Source organism: Nocardia sp. NPDC057663 (assembly GCF_042799895.1).
Classification (GTDB): Bacteria; Actinomycetota; Actinomycetes; order Mycobacteriales; family Mycobacteriaceae; genus Nocardia.
Genome location: NZ_JBHVHX010000022.1, coordinates 62,574 through 81,818 on the forward strand (window position 1 = coordinate 62,574; position 19,245 = coordinate 81,818).

The 19,245-nt window shown below is 64.0% G+C and carries 15 protein-coding genes; 11 read left to right on the forward strand and 4 right to left on the reverse strand.

Annotated features, from left to right (window positions below):
- The first annotated feature begins 18 nt into the window (after positions 1-18).
- The 7 genes from ACFVAV_RS30495 to ACFVAV_RS30525 are packed head-to-tail and all read left to right on the forward strand — an operon-like array spanning position 19 to position 5,466.
- Positions 19-672, forward strand: a complete 654-nt coding sequence (locus ACFVAV_RS30495) for a hypothetical protein (protein WP_379039030.1) — start codon at positions 19-21, stop codon at positions 670-672.
- Positions 673-723: 51 nt separating this feature from the next.
- On the forward strand, positions 724-1,521 hold the full coding sequence (locus tag ACFVAV_RS30500; protein ID WP_379039031.1) for a cupin-like domain-containing protein: 798 nt from the start codon (positions 724-726) through the stop codon (positions 1,519-1,521).
- Between the two features lie 37 nt (positions 1,522-1,558).
- On the forward strand, positions 1,559-1,831 hold the full coding sequence (locus ACFVAV_RS30505) for an acyl carrier protein (protein ID WP_379039032.1): 273 nt from the start codon (positions 1,559-1,561) through the stop codon (positions 1,829-1,831).
- Positions 1,832-1,871: 40 nt separating this feature from the next.
- Entirely contained in the window at positions 1,872-2,306 is a 435-nt protein-coding gene (locus tag ACFVAV_RS30510; protein WP_379039033.1) for an ester cyclase, read from the forward strand.
- Positions 2,303-3,652 (forward strand): cytochrome P450, encoded by a 1,350-nt coding sequence (locus ACFVAV_RS30515; protein WP_379039034.1) that lies wholly within the window; start codon positions 2,303-2,305, stop codon positions 3,650-3,652. The genes ACFVAV_RS30510 and ACFVAV_RS30515 overlap by 4 nt, the downstream gene beginning before the upstream one ends.
- A gap of 13 nt (positions 3,653-3,665) precedes the next feature.
- Entirely contained in the window at positions 3,666-4,553 is an 888-nt protein-coding gene (locus tag ACFVAV_RS30520; RefSeq protein WP_379039035.1) for a phytanoyl-CoA dioxygenase family protein, read from the forward strand.
- A 22-nt stretch (positions 4,554-4,575) separates the two neighbouring features.
- Entirely contained in the window at positions 4,576-5,466 is an 891-nt protein-coding gene (locus ACFVAV_RS30525) for a phytanoyl-CoA dioxygenase family protein (RefSeq protein ID WP_379039036.1), read from the forward strand.
- Between the two features lie 61 nt (positions 5,467-5,527).
- Here ACFVAV_RS30525 and ACFVAV_RS30530 read toward each other — a convergent pair whose 3' ends face one another.
- Positions 5,528-6,064: a DUF6879 family protein gene (locus tag ACFVAV_RS30530; protein ID WP_379039037.1), complete on the reverse strand. Its 537-nt coding sequence runs from the start codon at positions 6,062-6,064 to the stop codon at positions 5,528-5,530.
- A 112-nt stretch (positions 6,065-6,176) separates the two neighbouring features.
- On the reverse strand, positions 6,177-7,253 hold the full coding sequence (locus ACFVAV_RS30535) for a 2OG-Fe(II) oxygenase family protein (RefSeq protein ID WP_379039038.1): 1,077 nt from the start codon (positions 7,251-7,253) through the stop codon (positions 6,177-6,179).
- A gap of 530 nt (positions 7,254-7,783) precedes the next feature.
- On the opposite strand from ACFVAV_RS30535, the gene ACFVAV_RS30540 reads away from it, so the two are divergent.
- A complete protein-coding gene (locus ACFVAV_RS30540; protein WP_379039039.1) occupies positions 7,784-9,577 on the forward strand; it encodes a glycosyltransferase family 87 protein in 1,794 nt (597 codons plus the stop codon).
- Here the strand turns inward: ACFVAV_RS30540 and ACFVAV_RS30545 are convergent.
- Together ACFVAV_RS30545 and ACFVAV_RS30550 are read right to left on the reverse strand one after the other, a co-directional pair.
- Positions 9,474-10,946, reverse strand: coding sequence for an MFS transporter (locus ACFVAV_RS30545; RefSeq protein WP_379039040.1), 1,473 nt, complete (start codon positions 10,944-10,946; stop codon positions 9,474-9,476). The genes ACFVAV_RS30540 and ACFVAV_RS30545 overlap by 104 nt on opposite strands.
- Before the next feature lie 514 nt (positions 10,947-11,460).
- The gene (locus tag ACFVAV_RS30550) at positions 11,461-12,804 is read right to left on the reverse strand and encodes a glycosyltransferase 87 family protein (RefSeq protein ID WP_379039041.1); all 1,344 of its coding nucleotides are present in this window, start codon (positions 12,802-12,804) and stop codon (positions 11,461-11,463) included.
- A 729-nt stretch (positions 12,805-13,533) separates the two neighbouring features.
- Between ACFVAV_RS30550 and ACFVAV_RS30555 the strand changes: the two genes are divergently transcribed.
- The 3 genes from ACFVAV_RS30555 to ACFVAV_RS30565 all read left to right on the forward strand — a co-directional run bounded on the left by ACFVAV_RS30555 (position 13,534) and on the right by ACFVAV_RS30565 (position 19,225).
- Positions 13,534-14,676 carry a glycosyltransferase gene (locus ACFVAV_RS30555; RefSeq protein ID WP_379039042.1) on the forward strand — a complete coding sequence of 381 codons (1,143 nt, stop codon included), beginning with the start codon at positions 13,534-13,536 and terminating at the stop codon, positions 14,674-14,676.
- Between the two features lie 230 nt (positions 14,677-14,906).
- On the forward strand, positions 14,907-16,517 hold the full coding sequence (locus tag ACFVAV_RS30560; protein WP_379039043.1) for an ABC transporter substrate-binding protein: 1,611 nt from the start codon (positions 14,907-14,909) through the stop codon (positions 16,515-16,517).
- 134 nt (positions 16,518-16,651) lie between these two features.
- Positions 16,652-19,225, forward strand: a complete 2,574-nt coding sequence (locus ACFVAV_RS30565) for an oligopeptide/dipeptide ABC transporter ATP-binding protein (RefSeq protein ID WP_379039044.1) — start codon at positions 16,652-16,654, stop codon at positions 19,223-19,225.
- Positions 19,226-19,245 lie beyond the last annotated feature (20 nt).

Below are 19,245 nucleotides of genomic sequence, written 5' to 3' on the forward strand. Positions count from 1 at the left end.
CCTTCGAAGGGAAAGCAAATGCCAACAGGCGACAATACTCCGCGGGTCACCGTCCGCACCATCGCCGGAAACGATATCGAGGTCAGAAACCTCCGGCTGTCCGATCTGGACCAAGTGGTGGAAATGGAGCGTGCCAAGTGGGACGACCAACAGGCCGCTACAGCGGAGGACTTGTTCGACAGAATCGATCAGCTACCCCAACATGCCGCTGGCGCGTTCGCGCGGGACGGGGACAGACTCCTCGCGACCATGTTCGCTCGACCCGTCACGAGGGAAACGATTCAGGAGGCGGAAAACTGGAGGGCGTGCGCCTACGCTCCACTGCCCCCACCCGGCAGTACCGATTGTCTGTTCGGCGTGAGTCTGACCAGCACCAGCTCCAGCGCGGCCGAAGCTCTCTTTCGCTCCTTCTTGCCGCAGCTGGCTGCCATGGGTTATCGGAACCTGTACGGAGGGTCGACCGTCCCCGGGTTACGCGAATGGATCAAGGCCAATCCGGAGGGTTCGCCCACCTCCTATGTCTATGCGACAAACGACGACGGAACGCCCCTGGACCGGCAGCTGCGCTACTACTATTTGAACGGTTTCACGACGATCGTCTCGGTCAAGCCTCATTACTTTCCCCACCCGCAGTCCCTGGACTACGGGGCCGTCATCCGCAGGAGTCTTTGATCGAGTTGCGGGTAACTGCACAAGGCGCCGGCGAAGGGGAGAAGAGGAAATATGCCGCAGCTACAACCTGCAACCGCACCGTTGAGCGAGTATATCGCCAACAGGGAACCAGCATTCTTTCCGGGGCTCGCCGCCGACTGGCCGGCCGTGCATCGGTGGGATTTCGAATTCCTCGGAAGGCTACGGCCGGAGATGTCCATCGAATTGGTTCGAGGGGATCGGGAGAGCGGCGCGACACGTTTCACGGAGTCGACGCTGGGAGCGTACATGGAGCTCCTCATGCACGACGACCCCGGCGAAGAATCCCTGTATCTGAAAGAATTCAACCTCCTGCGGAGGTTCCCGCAGCTTCAGGCCGACATATCTGCTCGAAAGAGGCTCTTCCCGCGACAGGTGGTCTCCCCACCTCCCGGAGTCTGGGTGGGTCCCGCAAGGGCGCGCACCGGCGCTCACTACGACCTTCTCGGCAACATCGCCGTAGTGATCCGCGGCAACAAGCGTTTCCGCATTGCTCCTCCGGGATTCGTAGAAGAGGCCGATGCGTTATCCACAAAATACGATCCATGGGCGCGCCTGTCGGCCCTGCCACTAGTCGAGATAGCCGCCGCGAGGACAAATTCGGAAGGGCGCCTGTATGAAGTCGAACTCGGGGCCGGAGACGCACTTTACGTACCTGATCATTGGTGGCATGAAGTTTACAATCGCTCAGCCAGTATCCTCTTGAGCGGCTTCTTCGGCACCTACAAACACGTCGCGGTTTGCGCGATCCAGGTCGCAGCACGCCACATTGTCCACCTCGCACACCTCGACCGTGGCACCGCGTGTACCTGCCATGAAACCACCGGCTGATCGTGGTGGGCCGCTGCTTTTCCGATAAGGAGCACTGATGAGAGAGTTCGTACTCGATGACCTGAGTCGACTGTACCGGGCCTGTGAGGGCGCCGACATGGAGCTCACCGTGAAGGTACTCGATGAGCCCTTCAGTGACCTCGGTCTGGACTCGCTGGGCACGATCGAATTGGCAGAACGAATTCAACGGGAATGGCATGTCCGCATACCGATGCTGCTACCGAACGAGACCGTAGAAATTCTCCGGACTCCGCGGCTCGCGCTCGAGTATGTCAACAAACTGTTGGCTGCGACGCACGAGAAGTATTAGAACCGGAAGGGGTTCGCGGGTGAGGCCGTCAGTCGACGACTTGATCAAGACCTTCTACCGCGGTTTGAGCGGCGACGTCGGTCTTCTGGATGATGTCCTGGCACCCGGCTGGAGCGACAACTCATCCGGGCCGGCGTCAGGACGTGACGAAATCGAAAGTCTCGTTGCCGCAGTCAATCACGCCTTCTCTGGATTCACGATCGTCGTGGAGACGATCGTCGACGGCCGCGAGGAGGACGGCAACGGGATGGTCGCGGTCCGTGGGGAGATGCGCGGCGTCCACGAGGGAGAGTGGCTCGGTGTGCCCGCGACCGGAAGAGCGGTCCGGATCCGAATCCATGAATTCCACGAGATCGCCGACGGACTCGTCGTTCGGTCATGGGGACTCGAGGACTGGTTCAGTTGGCTTCGCCAGGTCGGGGCCGTCAGCAGCGGTGACCCCGGGATCTATGAAGGGAAACGTAGCGTCTCATGACAGGGCTCTCCTACGAGATACCAACCGCGCCAGGGGCCCGGCCTGTGGTCGGCCATCTTCTGCCGTTCTTGAAGCAGCCTTTCGCATTTCTGGCTCAGCTGCCCGAACACGGTGATGTCGTGAAGATCCGCCTCGGTCCGAAGGTCGCTGTCGTGATATGTGATCCCGGGTTGACTCGCAAAGTTCTGGTCGACGACCGGACCTTCGACAAAGGTGGTCTGTTCCTGGAACGAGAGCGGGAGTGGCTGGGCGAAAGCGTCGCCACGTGTACGCACAGCAAGCATCGGCACAAGCGCCGCCTGGCCCAGCCTGCCTTTCATCCGAAACGTATCGCGGGCTACGCACGCACGATGACCACTCAGATAGCCTCCGTCGTAGACGGCTGGCATTCTGGTCAAGTCCTCGACGTGTGTCCCGAGATGTTTACGATCACTTCCAGAGTCTTCGGCGCCACTATGTTCTCCAGTACCCTCTCAGCCGGGGCGCTGCAGGAGGTGATCGGTGATCTCACCGCCACCTTCGACGGCACTTTTCAGCGCACGCTGCTGCCCGACGCGATCAGCCGGCTACCGATTCCCAGTACTCGACGGTATAACCACGCCAATCGCCGGTTACGGAAGACGATGAACGGCATCATCGCCGATCGCCGCGCGAGTGGCATCGACAACGGGGATCTGCTCTCGGCGCTGCTGGCGGTCCACGACAACGAGAGTGACGCTCATGGCGCGATCGACGGCGATGTCAGCGATGCCGTCGTGACGTTCTTCGTCGCAGGAACGGAGACTACTTCCTCCGCTTTGGCGTGGGTGCTGTATTTGCTTGCGCAACACCCTGATATAGAGGCGCAGTTGCATGCCGAGATCGATACTGTGCTTTCGGGACGGCAGCCCGATTACAGTGACCTGGACCGGTTGACGGTGGCGAGCAGGATCGTCACCGAAACCTTGCGCCTCTATCCTCCTGCGTGGTTCTTCACACGCACAGTCACCGCCGGGGTCGGGCTCGGCCCGTACGATCTACCTGCCGGCAGCACCGTCGCTCTGAGCCCCTATCTCATCCACCGGCGGGCCGACCTCTACGACGATCCCGATCGTTTCGATCCAGACCGGTGGCTCCCGGAACGCGCGGCGTCGTCCCCCGAAGCCCTCCTGCCCTTCGGCGGCGGGGCCAGAAAGTGCATCGGAGAAGCCTTCGGGATGATCGAGGTCGTTCTGGCCTTGGTGACTATCGCGAGTCGCTGGCGGTTGCAGACCATCCCGGGTCTGCGCATCCACCCCCCACTTTCGGTCTCATTGGTACCAGGAGGACTGCATCTGCGACTTATCGACCGCCGGGCCGGTCGATAAAAGGAGGTATTCGGTGTTCGAGTTGACAAAGACTGAACAAGAGTTGCTGCCGTCCGATGACGATGTCGACTTCTATCAGCAGCACGGCTGGTTCATCACACCACGATTGTTCACCGATGAGGCAGTCGACGATGCGTTGACCGCATTGGAGGCGCATCACCGACGCGAGCGTGATTACGCATTGCCAGGCGCGATCGACGAGCTCTACGACTGGGCCCCGGGCGCGGTTCACCAGATCCGGTTCAACGATTACGTCGCGTTGACGAATCGCCGCCTCCGCGATTTCATGTTGCAGCCGGTAGTCGCGGCGGTTGCCGCGCGGTTGGCGCAGACGAGCCAGATCAGACTGTGGCAGAGCAGTATTGTGTACAAGCAACCACAAACCCCCGGCGGCGATACCACCATAGGATGGCATGCCGAACGCGCCTACTTGCGTACCTGCACCTCCACCAATATGTTGACTGCGTGGATCGCTCTACAGGACTGTGACGAGTCCATGGGCCCGGTGGTGATGATCGATGGAAGCCACCGCTGGCCGGATACCGAAGACATTCGTGCCATCAGATTCGGTCGAACATTCTTCGGCGCCGATCCCGCGGTGTTGCAGGACCGTCTCGAGCGCACCGGTATGCCACTTCGACCCGTGCCCATGTTGTTGCGCAAAGGAGAAGTCAGTTTTCATCACTGCCTGACGCTCCACGGCAGCGGCCCCAATCTGAGCGGGCGCGCCAGGGTCGGTGCAACAGTTGATATGCAGGATCGCCTGAACCGCTACGAACCGGTTTACGATCAGGCAGGAGAACTGCTCACAACTGCCAACGATCGGATGTGCCGCAAGCTACCGAATGGCGATTTCGACTACAGCGACCCCGTGATTTGTCCCGTGCTGTGGGATACGTAAGGTAACACTGGAACGAGGTATTATGTTCAATTTGTCACCGGCTGAACAACAGTTGCTGCCATCCGACGACGATGTCGAGTTCTATCAGCAGCACGGCTGGTTCGTCACGCCACGATTGTTCACCGACGAAGTGGTGGAGGCCGCGTCGGCTGCGTTAGCGGCTCATCACAGGGGCGAGCGCGACAGGGTGTTACCCATCACGCTCGACGAGATGGACGACTGGATCGAGGGCTCGTCTTATCAGCTCCGATTCAACGATCACGTCGCACTGACCAGCAACCGTCTCGGAAGCTTTATGCTCCAGCCGCTGATCGGGGCCATTGCGGCGCGGCTGGCGCAGACCAGTCAGATAAGGCTCTGGTTGAGCAGCTTGATATACAAGCCGCCGCGCACGGAACACACCATCGAATGGCATTCCGACCGAGTTCATTGGAACACCTGCACCTCCACCAGAATGTTGACTGCGTGGATCGCTCTACAGGACTGTGACGAGTCCATGGGACCGGTGATCATGATCGATGGGAGCCATCTATGGTCAGATACCGAGCAGATAAGCGCGGTTCGCTATAACGACGAATTCATTCTCGGAGCCGACCCGGCAAAGGCGGAGAGTTTGCTCATGAGCACCGGAATGCCAATTCGTCGCGTGCCGCTGTTGCTGCGAAAAGGGCAGGTGAGTTTTCACAGCTGCATGACGATTCACGGCAGTGGCTCAAATCTGAGCAACCTTGCGCGAGTAGGGCTGATCGTGCATATGCAGGATTGCGCGAACCGATACCAGCGGGTTTACGATGAAACAGGGAAATTGCATTCACATGTCAACGATCAGATGTGTGGCAGACTGACGAACGGAGACGTCGACTACAGCGATCCTACGATTTGTCCCGTGCTTTGGGACGCGACAGGTGCTTGAACCACCCGGGGGGTTCAGCAACTGACTTTTGCTGAACCCCCGGCTGTTCGACACCCGCGGCCTATCGAGACCCCGGAACGTAGTCGGTGTGTCGGACAGCCTTTGCCCACAGCGCGTCGCGCACGGCAATTGCGCGTGCGACCTCGACCGGATCATGCGTCAGGCCGTAGCCCACGAAATCCTCCTCATCGAACAACGTCCAGGCAAGCGTGTCATCGTCGATCAGGCACCACTCGTCTGCGGTGTAGTCCTCAGGCTCCAGCCAATGACGAGGTAGCCAGCGAATGTCCTCACCGTGTGCCTGGTTGCGCCCGGTGACCGCGTGGAGAAAACGGATGTATTCGGTCAGGGGCTCGGTGACGACCCGGACCCGTTGCATGGCGACTCCTCGGGCGGTGGTCGCGTCACTCAGATCCTCCCATTCCTTCCACAATGTCGGGTAGTCGTCCGGGTCCAGCGGCACCAAGCCTGCCTGATAGCGACGCATCGGTTCGTGCTCGTCGCTCACGATATGTTCGTCTTCCATCTCGAATTGAAAGGCGCGGTACCGAGCCTGGCCGAACAGGGAAGCAATGTCGGACCGGGGAAGAAACAGCACAGTCACCACCTCCCGTGGACAGTCTGTCGGCTCCTGGAATGACCAGGGATGTTCGCATTGATCCGACTGTTCATGAGATCGCGTCCGTTCTCCGTGTGCTCGGGTATAAATCTCAAGGATGATTTGTCAACGATCTGCATCTTTCGGATAGTCTGTCAGCTACCCGTGTCATGAATTCTCTACCACTGGTCGGCTGATGTTTCGGATGGAGTCCCGGCAACACTTCGACGACCGATGCTTCATGTGGATGAAGCGTATAGAGAACAGTGACCCGCGGCACGGCCCGCTGGGCAGGGTCACGTGGCACGCTGACGCGATGGGTGCAGGCGCGGAAGCGATCGTTGCTGATAAACCGCAGCCATTCTCCACTGATCACGACAAGAGAACCGGCTGGAGTGTGGACCCTGCTCCAAGCTTTGCTGCGCGGACGATACACCTGCAGCCCTTCGATAGGACTGCCCGCCATCAGGCTGATGAGTCCATAGTCCTCGTGCGAGAGAACGCGGGCCGGCGAGGCAAGGCTCCCGGCAGCAGTGCTGATGGGTGGGTAGTGATTGATTCTCAGCGCGTCGTTCGTCGGGAAGATCTCCTCGTCATAAACCGAAGGATCGACATCCAGATACCGGAGCAGCGCTCTGCCGAGCTGCGGTGTCAAGTCCTCGCATGCCTGCCAGAAGTTTCTGAATGCGGCTTCGAACTTCTCGTTCGGCCAGTAGCTGAGGGCCTTGTCCGCATCTTCCCCGGGAACTCGGAAGGCAGATCTGTCGAACTCCCATGCTTCTACCGCATGGGGCAGCGAAGGCATACTCTCCTGGAGTGGAACGTACCCCAGGTAATAGGGCTCTCCATAGGCGCAGTCCGTCGAGACGAACCTCAATTTTTGTTCATCGGGTATCGTTGTGAAAACGTTCAATGCGTGATCATCGGTGGCCTTCAGTTCTTCGGCGCCGATACCGTGATTGATCAAAATCGCGATCCCGACATCCTCCATCGCGGTGCCGAGGAGGTTGATGAAGCGATCTCGTGCCGCCGGTCCGCCCGTCAGATCCGTCATGTCGCAGACCGGTGGCTGGAAATTGTCGTCGAAGTTGTCGTCAGGGCTCTCGATGAGCGTGTACCCGGAATAGTCGAGATCGTTGGATATCGCTCCGAAGTCGGATACCGTATCGTCGGTTTCTTTGTTGATCACGCCTTCACCCCTTTTGGACGATGATATCCTAGCGAAAGTAACTCGGACTGGTGTCCGATAATGATCGAGTAGCGGGTACGCGAGAGAAGCGCGAACTGGATAAGTTGAGACCGCTGATGCGAATTTTCGTACGCCTGTCGGTTGACGCGAACCTGTGCTGTATTCAACATCGCATCACCACAGCTGCGCTGTCAATAGTCGCAGATCAAAGCGGCGTTCGCGTCTGCGATCGGAAATTCCTTTCACGCGTGCACAGAGCGACTTTCGGCGATCTGAGGAAGCGTCGCGAGTGTCAAGACCTATGGACCACCAGTCCGGAATTTCGGTTGTGCCACAGGCGATTTCGGCATGACGAGCCGGATCTCTAGGTGCCACTTGCGTGGTCGATAATCCGGGGGTTCGAGCAAGGTCTGTGCCGCCGCGGTCGACGTCGGCCCCAACGCCTGGGTGATCCGGGCGCCGAATCCGCGCGGCGGTGCGTACCCGAGTGGCACCGGAAGCGCGGGCCGAGGGCGGTAGCCTCTGATGCCGTGACCGAGGACCAACCGGCACCGACCGCCGCCCCGGCGGAGCTCGCACCCGACCTGCGGTCGGCGGATCGGCGCGACAAGCCCAGTCGCACCGATTCGCTGGCCGCCCAGGCGTGCACCATCGTCGGCGGGCCGGTGGGCGATCATGCCCTGATCGGCCGGGCCCGTTTCTGGACCCCGCTGCGGGTGCTGCTCGCGTTCGCGGTGGTGTTCTTGGCGCTGGGCTGGTTCGGCAAGGCGGGCTGCATCCAGCAGGCCGGCGCCGACGGCGATCTGTCCCTGGACTGGAGCAACGGCCGTCAGTACGTTGCCATGTGCGTCTCGGACACCGTGCCGCTCTACAGCGTGGAGCGGCTGAACGAAGGCGCGTTCCCGTACAAGAAGTCGTGGACCGAGTATTCCGACGGCAGGTCGCAGACCCGGTACATGGAGTATCCGGTGCTGTCGGGCCTGTACCAGTACGTGTCCATGGAGGTCGCCAACGTCTGGGAGCTGTTGCCGCTGCCCAAGGCGCTGCCGGCCGTGGTCTATTTCAATGTCGTCGCGGTGGGCCTGGCCCTGGCCTGGCTGGTGACCGTGTGGGCGTCGGCGATGCTGTCCGGGCGGCGGGTCTGGGATGCCGCGCTGGTGGCGCTGTCGCCGTTGGTACTGGTGCACGCGTTCACCAATTTCGACGCTCTCGCAACGGCTTTCGCGGCCACCGGCCTGCTGGCCTGGGCGCGGCGGCGCCCGGTGCTGGCTGGTGTGCTGTTCGGGCTCGGTGGCGCAGCGAAGCTGTATCCGCTGCTGCTGCTCGGCCCGATCGTGGTGCTGTGCCTGCGCGCCGACACCCGGCATGGGCTGCCCTCGCTGCGGGAACTGCCGCGGTACAGCGAGACCGGATACCGGCAGGCGATCCGCGAGTACCAGGGCGGCGCGTACGTGCGACCGATGCGCGCGGCCGGGGTCGCGGCGGCCGCGGCCGCGGTGACCTGGCTGGTGGTGAACCTGCCGATCGCGCTGTCGTTCCCCGACGGCTGGCGAGAGTTCTTCCGGCTCAACACCGAACGCCACGCGGACGACGACTCGATCTACAACGTGATCACCTCGTTCACCGGCTGGCAGGGTTTCGACGGCCCGCTCGCGCCCTCGGCCACCCCGACCGTGCTGAACGTGGTGTCGCTGCTGCTGTTCGTGGTCGCGTGCGCCGCCATCGGCTACCTCGGCCTGACCGCGCCGCGGCGGCCGCGGGTGGCGCAGCTGGCGTTCCTGGTGGTGGCGGCGTTCCTGCTGACCAACAAGGTGTGGAGCCCGCAGTACTCGCTGTGGCTGGTGCCGCTGGCGGTGCTGGCGCTGCCGCATCGGCGAATCCTGTTGGCGTGGATGACGATCGACGCGCTGGTGTGGTTCCCGCGCATGTACTACTTCCTGGGCACCGACCGCAAGGGCGTGCCGGAGCAGTGGTTCACCGGCGCGGTCGTGCTGCGCGACCTCGCGGTGATCGGGCTGTGCGTGCTCATCGTCCGGCAGATCTACCGGCCCGCCGAGGACCCGGTCCGCCGCGACGGCGTCGACGATCCAGTGGGCGGCGTGCTGGACGGCGCGGTGGCTCCAAGATCCGGCGCCCGGACTACCTACCCAGCGTTGCTCGACGGGGACACCGTTTCCTGCGTCCACGAGGCAATGATCCCATTGCCGCGATCAGCGCAGGTCACACGGTCGTGGGATCGATCGATCGCGATCCAAGCACCGCTGCGGTCGCGGCCAAGACCAGTAGGCCCGCACCGGTCGTGGTGGCGACGTGCATGCCCGTGACGAAGGACCTCTGCGCCGCATCGGCCAGGGCGGGGTCATGGTACGTCCGCGCGAGTGTCTCCCCGAGCGTCGGAGCGAAGTCGCTGCCGGAACGGAATACCAGCGCCGCGAGCGAGCCGAGCAGGGAAAGCCCCAGGGCGTTGCCCAGTTCGATGCTGGTCTCGGAGATGCCGACTGCCGAGCCCGCCCGTTCGGGTGGCACCGCGGCCACCGCGAGGTCGGGCACCAACATGAGCACGATCCCGTAGCCGATGCCGACGATGATGGAACCGGCCATGTACCAGGTGATTCCGCTGTCGACGCTGATGCCGAGCAGCAGCAGGTTACCGACCGCGGCGGCGCCGAGCCCGAACCCGAAGGCGTTGCGCACCCCGAGCCGCCGCGCCACCCCGGCGCCGCACATCGAGGACACACAGACTGCCATCGCCCCTGGAATGCCGAGCAGTGCCGCGTCGAGTGCGTTGCGCCCGGCCACCGATTGCAGGTACACACTGGTCAGAGATCCCATCCCGCCGCCAGACAGCGTGGCAACCAGGCTGGAGGCGACGGCGAGCCGGAACCGTCCGTGCCGGAACAACCGCAGATCCAGCAGCGGTTCGGCAAGCCGTTGCTGCCGCCACACGAACGCCAGCAGCACGACCATGCCGAAGACGCCTGCCACAGCCGTCGACACGGTCATACCCGCCGCGGCGGCCTCCTTCACCGCGTACACCATCAGCAGGATCCCTGCGATCGACAGCACCACGCTCGGCAGATCCGGTGGTCCCCTCCCGGCCGCCCGATGCTCGGGCAACAGGAACGGGCCCAGCGCCAGCAAGACCAGCACCACCGGGGTGTTGATCAGGAAGACCGATCCCCACCAGAATTTGTGCAGCAGCACCCCTCCGATGATCGGGCCGATCGCTGACCCGCCCGCCGCGAACGCCGTCCAGGCGGCGATGGCGGTGGCCCGCACGCGGGGTTCGGTGAACAGGCTCGAGATCAGCGCGAGGCTCGACGGCAGCAGCATCGCACCACCCAGACCCATCAGCGCCCTGGCCGCGATGAGCGCGCCCGCGTTCGGCGCGAACGCCGCGAGCGCCGAGGCCAGCCCGAAGACAGTCGCGCCGCCCAGCAGGATGGTGCGCCGGCCGATTCGGTCGCCCAGGTTACCCATGGTGATCAGCAGTCCCGCCATGAGGAACGCGTAGATATCGAGGATCCACAGTTGCTGAGTGGCCGACGGGGCCAGCTGTTCGGTCACCGTCGGCATCGCCAGGTATAACACCGTGATGTCCATCGACACCGGGAGGACCGGCAGGATAAGCACTGCCAAGCCCAGCCACGCCCGGCGTGGCGGAGCGGTCCCGCGGGTATCGATACGGGTCATCACCTATCTTCCGCTTCGTGCGAACGACGCACGCCGCCGACTGCAGCGTGGAGGCGCTCTGCGTCGAGTTCGCCACGGTGCATCGCGTATTCCGCTATGGCCCAGGCGTCGCGCCGAGGCCCGATTCGGCTAGCGAGGAGGTCGATCAGTTCGCGGCTCGCCTGGACGGTCGGGGTGGTGGAGGTGGGCCGCAGATCTGGCCGTGGCGGACCACGCTGTCGATGATGAGCACCGAACCGGGAGGGGGCGGCTACAGAGCCCGCTGTGCGGTACCGGCCTCCGGCCAGGAATCGAGAGTGGCGTCGCTATTCCGGCTGCGGGTGGCAAAGGCTATGCGGGCTCGGGTGGATGGAGCAAGCAGCCCGTGCATTAGCTGTTACTTTGCTAAGAGTACGTCTTCGAGTATGCCCACTGGCTGTGAACGTAGGCAACCCGGATAACGAAACCGATGCGAAAGATGAAAGGCCTCGTTCGCTGCCGGCGGATACTGCGGATCGTCCCGCCTCGTCTCAGCTCAGGAGTCGACCGATGCCGGGGCAGTTCCCGCCGACGCCCGGCTATGCCCTGGAAAGCTGCCGAGGCGCGACACTGCGCTGTGTGCCTTGCGGCGGTGGATCCTCCACATCGGCTCGCTTCGCGAGTAGACGATGGTTGCTACGGCGACGATGAGGTAGAGAAGTGGCGCGTAGCCGCAGAGCAATATCCGCGTGAGTTCGTTGTGTCCCACGGCTATGTCGGTGCGCGAGTAGTCCATATCGGGGGTGATGGGCAAGTGTCGCGTCCGGAAGTAGGTCCAGACCCCCTCCCACATCAATACCAGGCAGGAGACCACGGCTGTCGCGGATATTGTCGCGCCACTTCGTGGTTCGCCGATCGCCTGGTGGAGCAGCAGAATGAGTAGCGGCACGAACCACACCCATTGGTGTCCCCATGTCAGGGGTGAGACGACGCAGCCGGCCATTCCGAGGATGATCACCGGCAACAGCAGCCAGCCCCGCCGATGCGCTAGGACCGCGGCCAGGAGACCGACGATTCCGGCGAGCCCGGCACAGATCAGCCACGCCCACGCCGGAACAGATCCGGGCGAGTACAGGTTGGCCAGGACGGCGTTGACGGATTGGTTGGTGACATCGTCGGGATGCCCGACCCGGCGGACCTGATAGGCGGTGTGGGTCCAATACTCGCGGCTGTCTTCTGGTAGCAGCACGAACCCGGCCGCGATGGTTACGGCCGCGACGCCCGCCGCCGTAGCTGCCGCGCGCCATTGCCGCGTGAGCAGCAGATAGGGAAGGAAGACCACGGCCATCAGCTTCATTCCCGCTGCTACTCCGACCGACCAGCCGCGCCAGCGGGCGCCGGGCGGGCGGGTGAGGTCCCAGATGAGGATGGCCATGAGGACGATGCTGATCTGCCCCCACGTCAAGGCGCCGCGGACGGCGTCGACCTCGACCGCCAACAGCGACAGGCCGATACAGAGCAACATCGTTGGCCGGTCGCGTTGATACCCCAGCACGCGCAGACACCGCCACACCGTCAGGACCAGCGCGACACATGACAGGGCGAGCCACGTGTGTCGAGCGATCGGCTCCGTGACGAACGTCAGCGGCAGAAACGCCAGTGCGGCGAACGGCGGATAGGTGAAATGGTTCGGCAATCCCGAATACAAGGGGTGAGCGTCGACGACGGCCTGCGCGCCTTCCCGATAGACCACAAGGTCCATCCCGTTGTTGATCAGCCCGAGGCGGGGTGGCGCGGTGAAGGGAATGAGAACAGCATGCAATACCAGCCCGGCGACCCCGGCCGCCAGCGCACCGGCGTGCATCGATACTGATGTGCCGTCAACTTTGCCGGCGCTCACAACGTTGCCCCTGACTGTGGTTGATACAAAGACGGGACAGTAGCGATGTTACTTCTGAGGCAGAATGATAGCTCTGTGACTGATGTGGTTACGGAGGGATGGTAGCCGAACTGGACGCGACCAGGGCGGCGGTGCCGCTACCGGAGTGGGATCTGATCCGGCAGATGGTGGAGCGTGCCCGCGGCAAGGCGGTGAACGCGAAGATTCGCGACGGCAACGTGGCGAACGGGCCGGTCCGACCGGCGGGCCGCGGGCACGGACCGAACCGAGTGTCGTTGCGGTACTGGCCGATACGCGGAACCCAGAGGTGGGTGGCTGGTACGATTGCAGTGGATCAACGCCTGCCCGAGGGGAGGATCGGTCATGGGCAAGGTGAGAGACGTCATCAGTCCCAGTGCCGCTTAGGTAGACGTTCCGACTCGCGTAGCTAGCAGCCTCGCGCTCCTGATTCTCGGCCGAGCGCGGTTTGCCTTGTGAGACAAGGCTCGGCCGCTGTTTCGGCCCGGTTGGTTTCGCCGGAATGACGAGTCGCGCCTCGTTCGCTCCCTGCGGCGGACTGGGCTGGCCTACGCGGAAGAGTTTCTCTGAGGCAGGTCGAAGCTGTGCGCTCACGAAATGCCCTGGGTGCCCGGCTGATCGACAGGGAGGTCACATGCACGCTGCCAACCTTCTTTTCGCTGAATCCGCGACATCCATGATGCGGTCGGCGACCACCGGCGAGTCGGCCACATGAAGATCGTCATCCTCGCGGTCGAGGCGGTAGTCGGTTGGGGCGGCAGCGAAGAGCTGTGGGCCGACACCGCCCGGGCCGCGCTGGCCGCCGGACACGAGGTCTGGTTCACCCCTCGCGTCGACCCCCGCGGATACGAGGCGCCGCTGGACGAACTCGTCGCGTTGGGAGCGACCAAGCTGCCCCGAAGGTCATGGACGGACGCCGATGACCGAGTGCACGCCGAGATGGTCCCCGCCGAGCTGGCGGCCATCGCGTCGCGCGCCGATGTCCTGTTCGTCAGCATCGGCTCCCTGCGCCATGTGCTGGATGACGCCCTCACCAGCCTGATCCAGGACGCGGGAGTGCCGGTGGCGGCCACCATTCAGCTCACCAGCGAAACCGATATGCTGCCGGACGCGCTACGCGAGCGCGTGCGCCGGGTGCTCGGACTTCTCGGAGCACTCGTAGTCCCCGCTCACCGGAGCCTGACAACGCTACAGCGCATCCTCGCGGCCAGAGTCGACCACGGCGTGGTGATCCCGAGCCCGATCCGGCGCGACCTCACCGGGCCGGTCGCGTGGCCGGACTCGGCGGTGCCGACCCTGGCGTGCGTCGCGCGGCTGAGCCCGATCCAGAAGGGGCATGACCTGCTGCTGGAGGTGCTCTCCGACCCACTCTGGAAAAGCCGCCCATGGGCGCTGAATTTCGTCGGCAGAGGGCGGTCGGACCGCTACCTCGCCGAGCTGGCCGCCTTCTACGGGCTCGCGGACCGACTGACACTCACCGGATTCCAGAGCGACATGCGAGCCGTCTGGTCACAAAACCATATGCTGGTGCTGCCGTCGCGTGAAGAGAGCATGCCCATCGCGATCATGGAAGCGATGTTCTGCGCGCGCCCGTGCCTGGTGACCGACGTCGGGGACAACGCGCGCCTGATCACCGACGGTGTCAACGGCTATGTGGCGGAGGGGGACCGCCCCCACGCGTTGGCCGCCGCGTTGGACCGGGCCTGGCACGGTCGCCACGGCTGGAAGACCATGGGGCAACGCGCCTTCGAGACGTACACCGCCGATCGCGACCCGACGCCGGGGAAGACAGTGCTGTCGCTCCTCGAGTCGATGTGCGCCACCGCACCCAGCCGGACGGGGGGCGCCGAATGAGCCACTCGCACCGCGAAGTCGGAAGTTCGGTTGCGCCACACGTGATTTCGGCATGTAGAGCCGGATTCCTATGTGACACTTGAGATTCGGATCATGTGTCTGATTGCCGCGATGGTAGGTGGCGGAACCTCGGAACGAAATCAGATGTTGCTCGCGATGTCGGTGGTACTCGGCACCGCGCCCGCGATCGCCTCGCTGGTGATCGACGACGGGGAAAGGTGCGTTGCGATATGAGCATGACTGCGGATCGACGGACGTTCCTGAAGGGCAGTGCGCTCGTCGCCGTGGCGGAAGCCCTCGGGATATCGGCGCTGTTGTCGGCATGTTCGGGTGGAGCCGGTGGAGCCGGAATGGTCGGCGACACTATCCGGTTCGGATTCCTGGCGGACATGCAAGTGCCCGACCCGGACATCTTCTATGAGGGAGAAGGTCTCCAGGTCACACTGAGTGCCTATGAGGGTTTGGTCGCCTACAAACCCGATTCGCCCGAAATCGGGCCCGGCCTGGCCGAGTCGTGGACGGTCACCGACGACGGCCTCACCTACACGTTCAAGCTACGTGCCGGCGTCACCTTCCACGACGGCACGCCGATGACGGCCACCACGATCATCAAGAGTTTTGAACGGCGTACCGCCATCAACCAAGGGCCTGCCTATCTGATCGCCGACGTGGCGTCGATGTCCGCGCCCGACGACTCCACTCTCGTGGTCGAGCTCAGGCATCCTGTCGAGCCGTTCCTGGACTACCTCGCCTGCCCGTGGGGCCTCAAGGCAGTCAGCCCGACCGCGGTGCAGACCCATACGGTGAACGGTGATCTGGCGCAGGGCTGGTTGAGTACGCACGACGCGGGAACCGGGCCGTACCAGATCACGGAGTTCGTGCCGAGCAGTCACTACACGTTGACCGCGTACGACGGCTACTGGGGAACAAAACCGGAATTCACCTCACTGCGCATCCAGATCATCCCCGACATCACAACGCAACGCCTTCTGCTCGAGCAGGGGCAGCTGGATGTCATCACCAAGGGCCTGCCGATCGCCGCGATCGAGGCGATGAAGACGAACCCGACGTTGACCGTGGTGGAACATCCGACGGCGTTCAAGTCGTCGATCTTTCTGAACTGGAAAAAGGGCGTGTTCTCCGCAACCGGGTTCCGCCAGGCGATGCGCTCGGCAGTAGACGTTCCCGCGCTCATCAACCCGGCCTACGGCTCGACAGCCTCACGATCCACCCAGTTCTACCCGGCCGGAGTGCTGCCGGACGGCGCTGCCCCGGACGCGCCCGACCACGACGTATCCAAGCTGAAGGCGCTGATCGCGAAGCTGTCGGACAGTGACAAGCAGATCGACCTCGCCTACGACGAGGCGGGCGGAGCGACCGATGCCCGCGTTGCCGAGCTGCTCCAGACTCAGTTGGCAGCGCTGGGACTGACTGCCACGGTGCGGGCCATGCCCACCTCGCAGGTGTTCGCACTGCATTCGGCGCCTATCGGGCAGCAACCGCACATGCTGGTCCACGGGTCCGGCGGTGACGCGCTCAATGCCGACACCACACTGCGGATCTTCTTCCGCACGGGCGTATCGCCGATCAACTGGTTCAACTATTCGAACACCGCTCTCGACGCCGTCATGGACGCCGGGCAGCGATCCCGCAGCAAAGCGGACGCCGAAGTGCACTGGGTCAGGGGCGCTGAGATCGTGATGGATCAGGCATGGGTTATCAACCTCTGCGATATGAAAGACGTCATTGTGACCAACTCCGGCATCGGCCAGGTTGTGCATACGCTGCTGGGCCCGGGGATGGTGCCCATCAACCTGCTCCGGAAGGTGCAAGCGAGGTGAAGCACTCCCTGAACGGCGCAGCTCGTGGAGACGATGGCGGCCAGTCGGCTGCCGCACGTGCTCCCCGTGCATGTGTGAGCGACCTCCACGTGACGTTTCGGCGCCGAGGAGTGGCGTTGCATGCGGTGCGGGGCGTGACCATCGAGATCACCGCCGGAGAGATCCTTGCGCTCGTGGGGGAGTCCGGCTCCGGCAAGAGTGTATTGGGGCTGAGCTTGCTCGGACTCCCGGTCGGCGATCCGCCTGCCGTCATCAGCGGGCGGGCCGAGGTGTGTGGTGTCGACATGGTCGCTGCTTCGCCTGCCGAGCGACGCAGGATCCGTCGCGCCCACCTGGGCTCTGTCTTTCAAAATCCGATGACGTCACTGAATCCGACGATGCGAATCGGCGACCAGGTGCGGGAAGTTGCAGGCTCGACTGCGGAGGCATGCCGGCTACTCGACCTGGTCGGTGTCCCGCAGGCCGGCCGCAGGCTGCGGTCATACCCCCACGAGCTTTCCGCGGGATTGCGGCAACGGGTCATGATCGCGATCGCGATCGCCGCAGAGCCGGATTTGATCATTGCCGACGAACCGACGTCGGCGCTGGATGTCACGGTGCAGGCGCAGATTCTTGCGTTGCTTTCCGAACTGCGGGCGGAGATCGGTTGCTCGGTGCTGCTGATCACTCACGATATCGGCGTCGCCGCAGAGGTCGCCGACCGTGCCGCGGTCATGTACGGAGGGCGCCTCGTCGAGATCGGCGCCATGACCGACGTCCTCGCCGCCCCCTCGCACCCCTACACGGTCGGCCTGCTGGGTTCACGACTCGATCTCGGCCTGCCGTTGGGCCACCGCATACCGGTCCTGACCGGTATGCCACCAGATCCCCGCAACCCGCCGCCGGGTTGTCCGTTCGCTCCGCGTTGCTCGTTCCGCACCGACGAATGCGATGGGTCGCTGATCCCCCTGACGCCGGCTGCCACACACTCCGGTCGCGCGGCGTGCATCCTCCCGGCAGAGGTCGAGCGGACCCATGCGCGCGAGCCCACTCCCGCTTTCCCGCCGTTGGGCATCCCGGCCGGTCCGCGACCTGCCGTGCGTTGCATCGAAGTCGGCAAGGACTTCCGAATTCGCAACGGCCTGGCCAGGCGCGAGGGGCTGTCGGTACTGCGCAACCTCAACCTGCAGGTGGAAGCAGGTGAGGCCGTCGCCGTGGTGGGCGAGTCCGGATCGGGCAAATCGACACTGCTGCGGATGATAGCGGGGCTGGAGAAACCCGACAGCGGTGTCATCGAGCTGTCCGGATCACCGACGCAGATGATCTTCCAAGACGCCGGCGCGTCGCTGACGCCGTGGCTGACCGTCGGCCGACAGGTCGGCGAACGGCTGCCGCGGACGCTCGACCGGGCTGGTCAGCGGGCCCAGGTGATCGCAGCGCTCGAACGCGTCGGGCTCCCGGCGGCCGTCGCTGATCTCCGTGCCGGCAGCTTGTCGACAGGGCAGCGCCAGCGCGTCGCGTTCGCGCGGGCGACGATCGTTGTTCCCGCGCTGTTGCTGTGCGATGAGCCGACCTCAGCGTTGGACGCGCCGCTGGCGGCGTCGACGTTGAACTTGCTTCAGACACTGCGGCGCGAGTTCGGGCTGACGGTCATCTTCGTTACCCACGATGTAGCCGCAGCGCGTTTCATCGCCGACCGCGTCGCAGTGATGTATCGCGGCGAGATCGTCGAGATCGGTGCCGCCGTGGAGGTGGCCCATGCACCGTCGCACCCGTACAGCAAGGCGTTGGTGGCTGCGGTGCCGAATCTCAGGAGCGCACCGGTACAGCCGCGCGGCAAACCGACAGGCGCGACGAACATTCCGCCGGCGGCGCCCTCCACGAGCAATGGCACGCGCAGCGAATCGGCGGCCGCGGCTGTAGCGGCGCGCCGACTCTCGAAACCGGGTGATGTGATCACGCTGTGTGTGCTGGCGACCCTGATCGTCGTCATGCTCGGCGCGCCGTGGATTGCCCCCTACCCGCCCGATCTACCGGTCGGGCCCCCGACATCCCCACCGAATGCAGCGCATTGGCTCGGCACCGACGAGGTCGGGCGCGACATCCTGAGCCGCGTCCTGATCGGCATGCGCTCCAGCTGGTGGGGTGCACTCTGCGTGATCGCCTCCGGAGTTGTCCTAGGCGGCGCCGTGGGGCTCGTCGCCGGCACCCTCGGCGGGTTCGTCGACCGGATCCTGATGCGCATCACCGATATCTTCATCGCTCTGCCCGCAGCCCTGCTCGCGATCGCCGTGGTAGTCGCGATCGGGCCGTCGTATGTGCATACGCTGTCGGCGGTGGCACTCGTCTGGTGGCCGCTGTACGCACGGGTTGTGCGGGGCGAGGTGACCAGGCTCCGTTCGCTGCCGCACATCGACGCCGCGCGGGTGTCCGGAGCCGGCCGATTCAGGCTCGGCTGGCTGCACCTGTTACCCGGCGCGTGGCCGCCGACCATCATCGCGGCCAGCCTCGACGTCGGCGCGTTGATCCTGATGCTGTCCGGCCTTTCCTTTGTCGGGCTCGGCGCACCCGCGCCGGCTCCCGAGCTGGGAGCGATGTGTTCGAGGGGACTGCCCTACCTCCTTGATTCCTGGTGGGTGCCGATCATGCCCGCGATCGGGCTTTTCCTGCTCGCCACGACCGCGAACCTCGCCGGTGACGTAATCCGCGATCGCCTCACCGATCGCTGACCGCAGTCCAGCATTGCCCC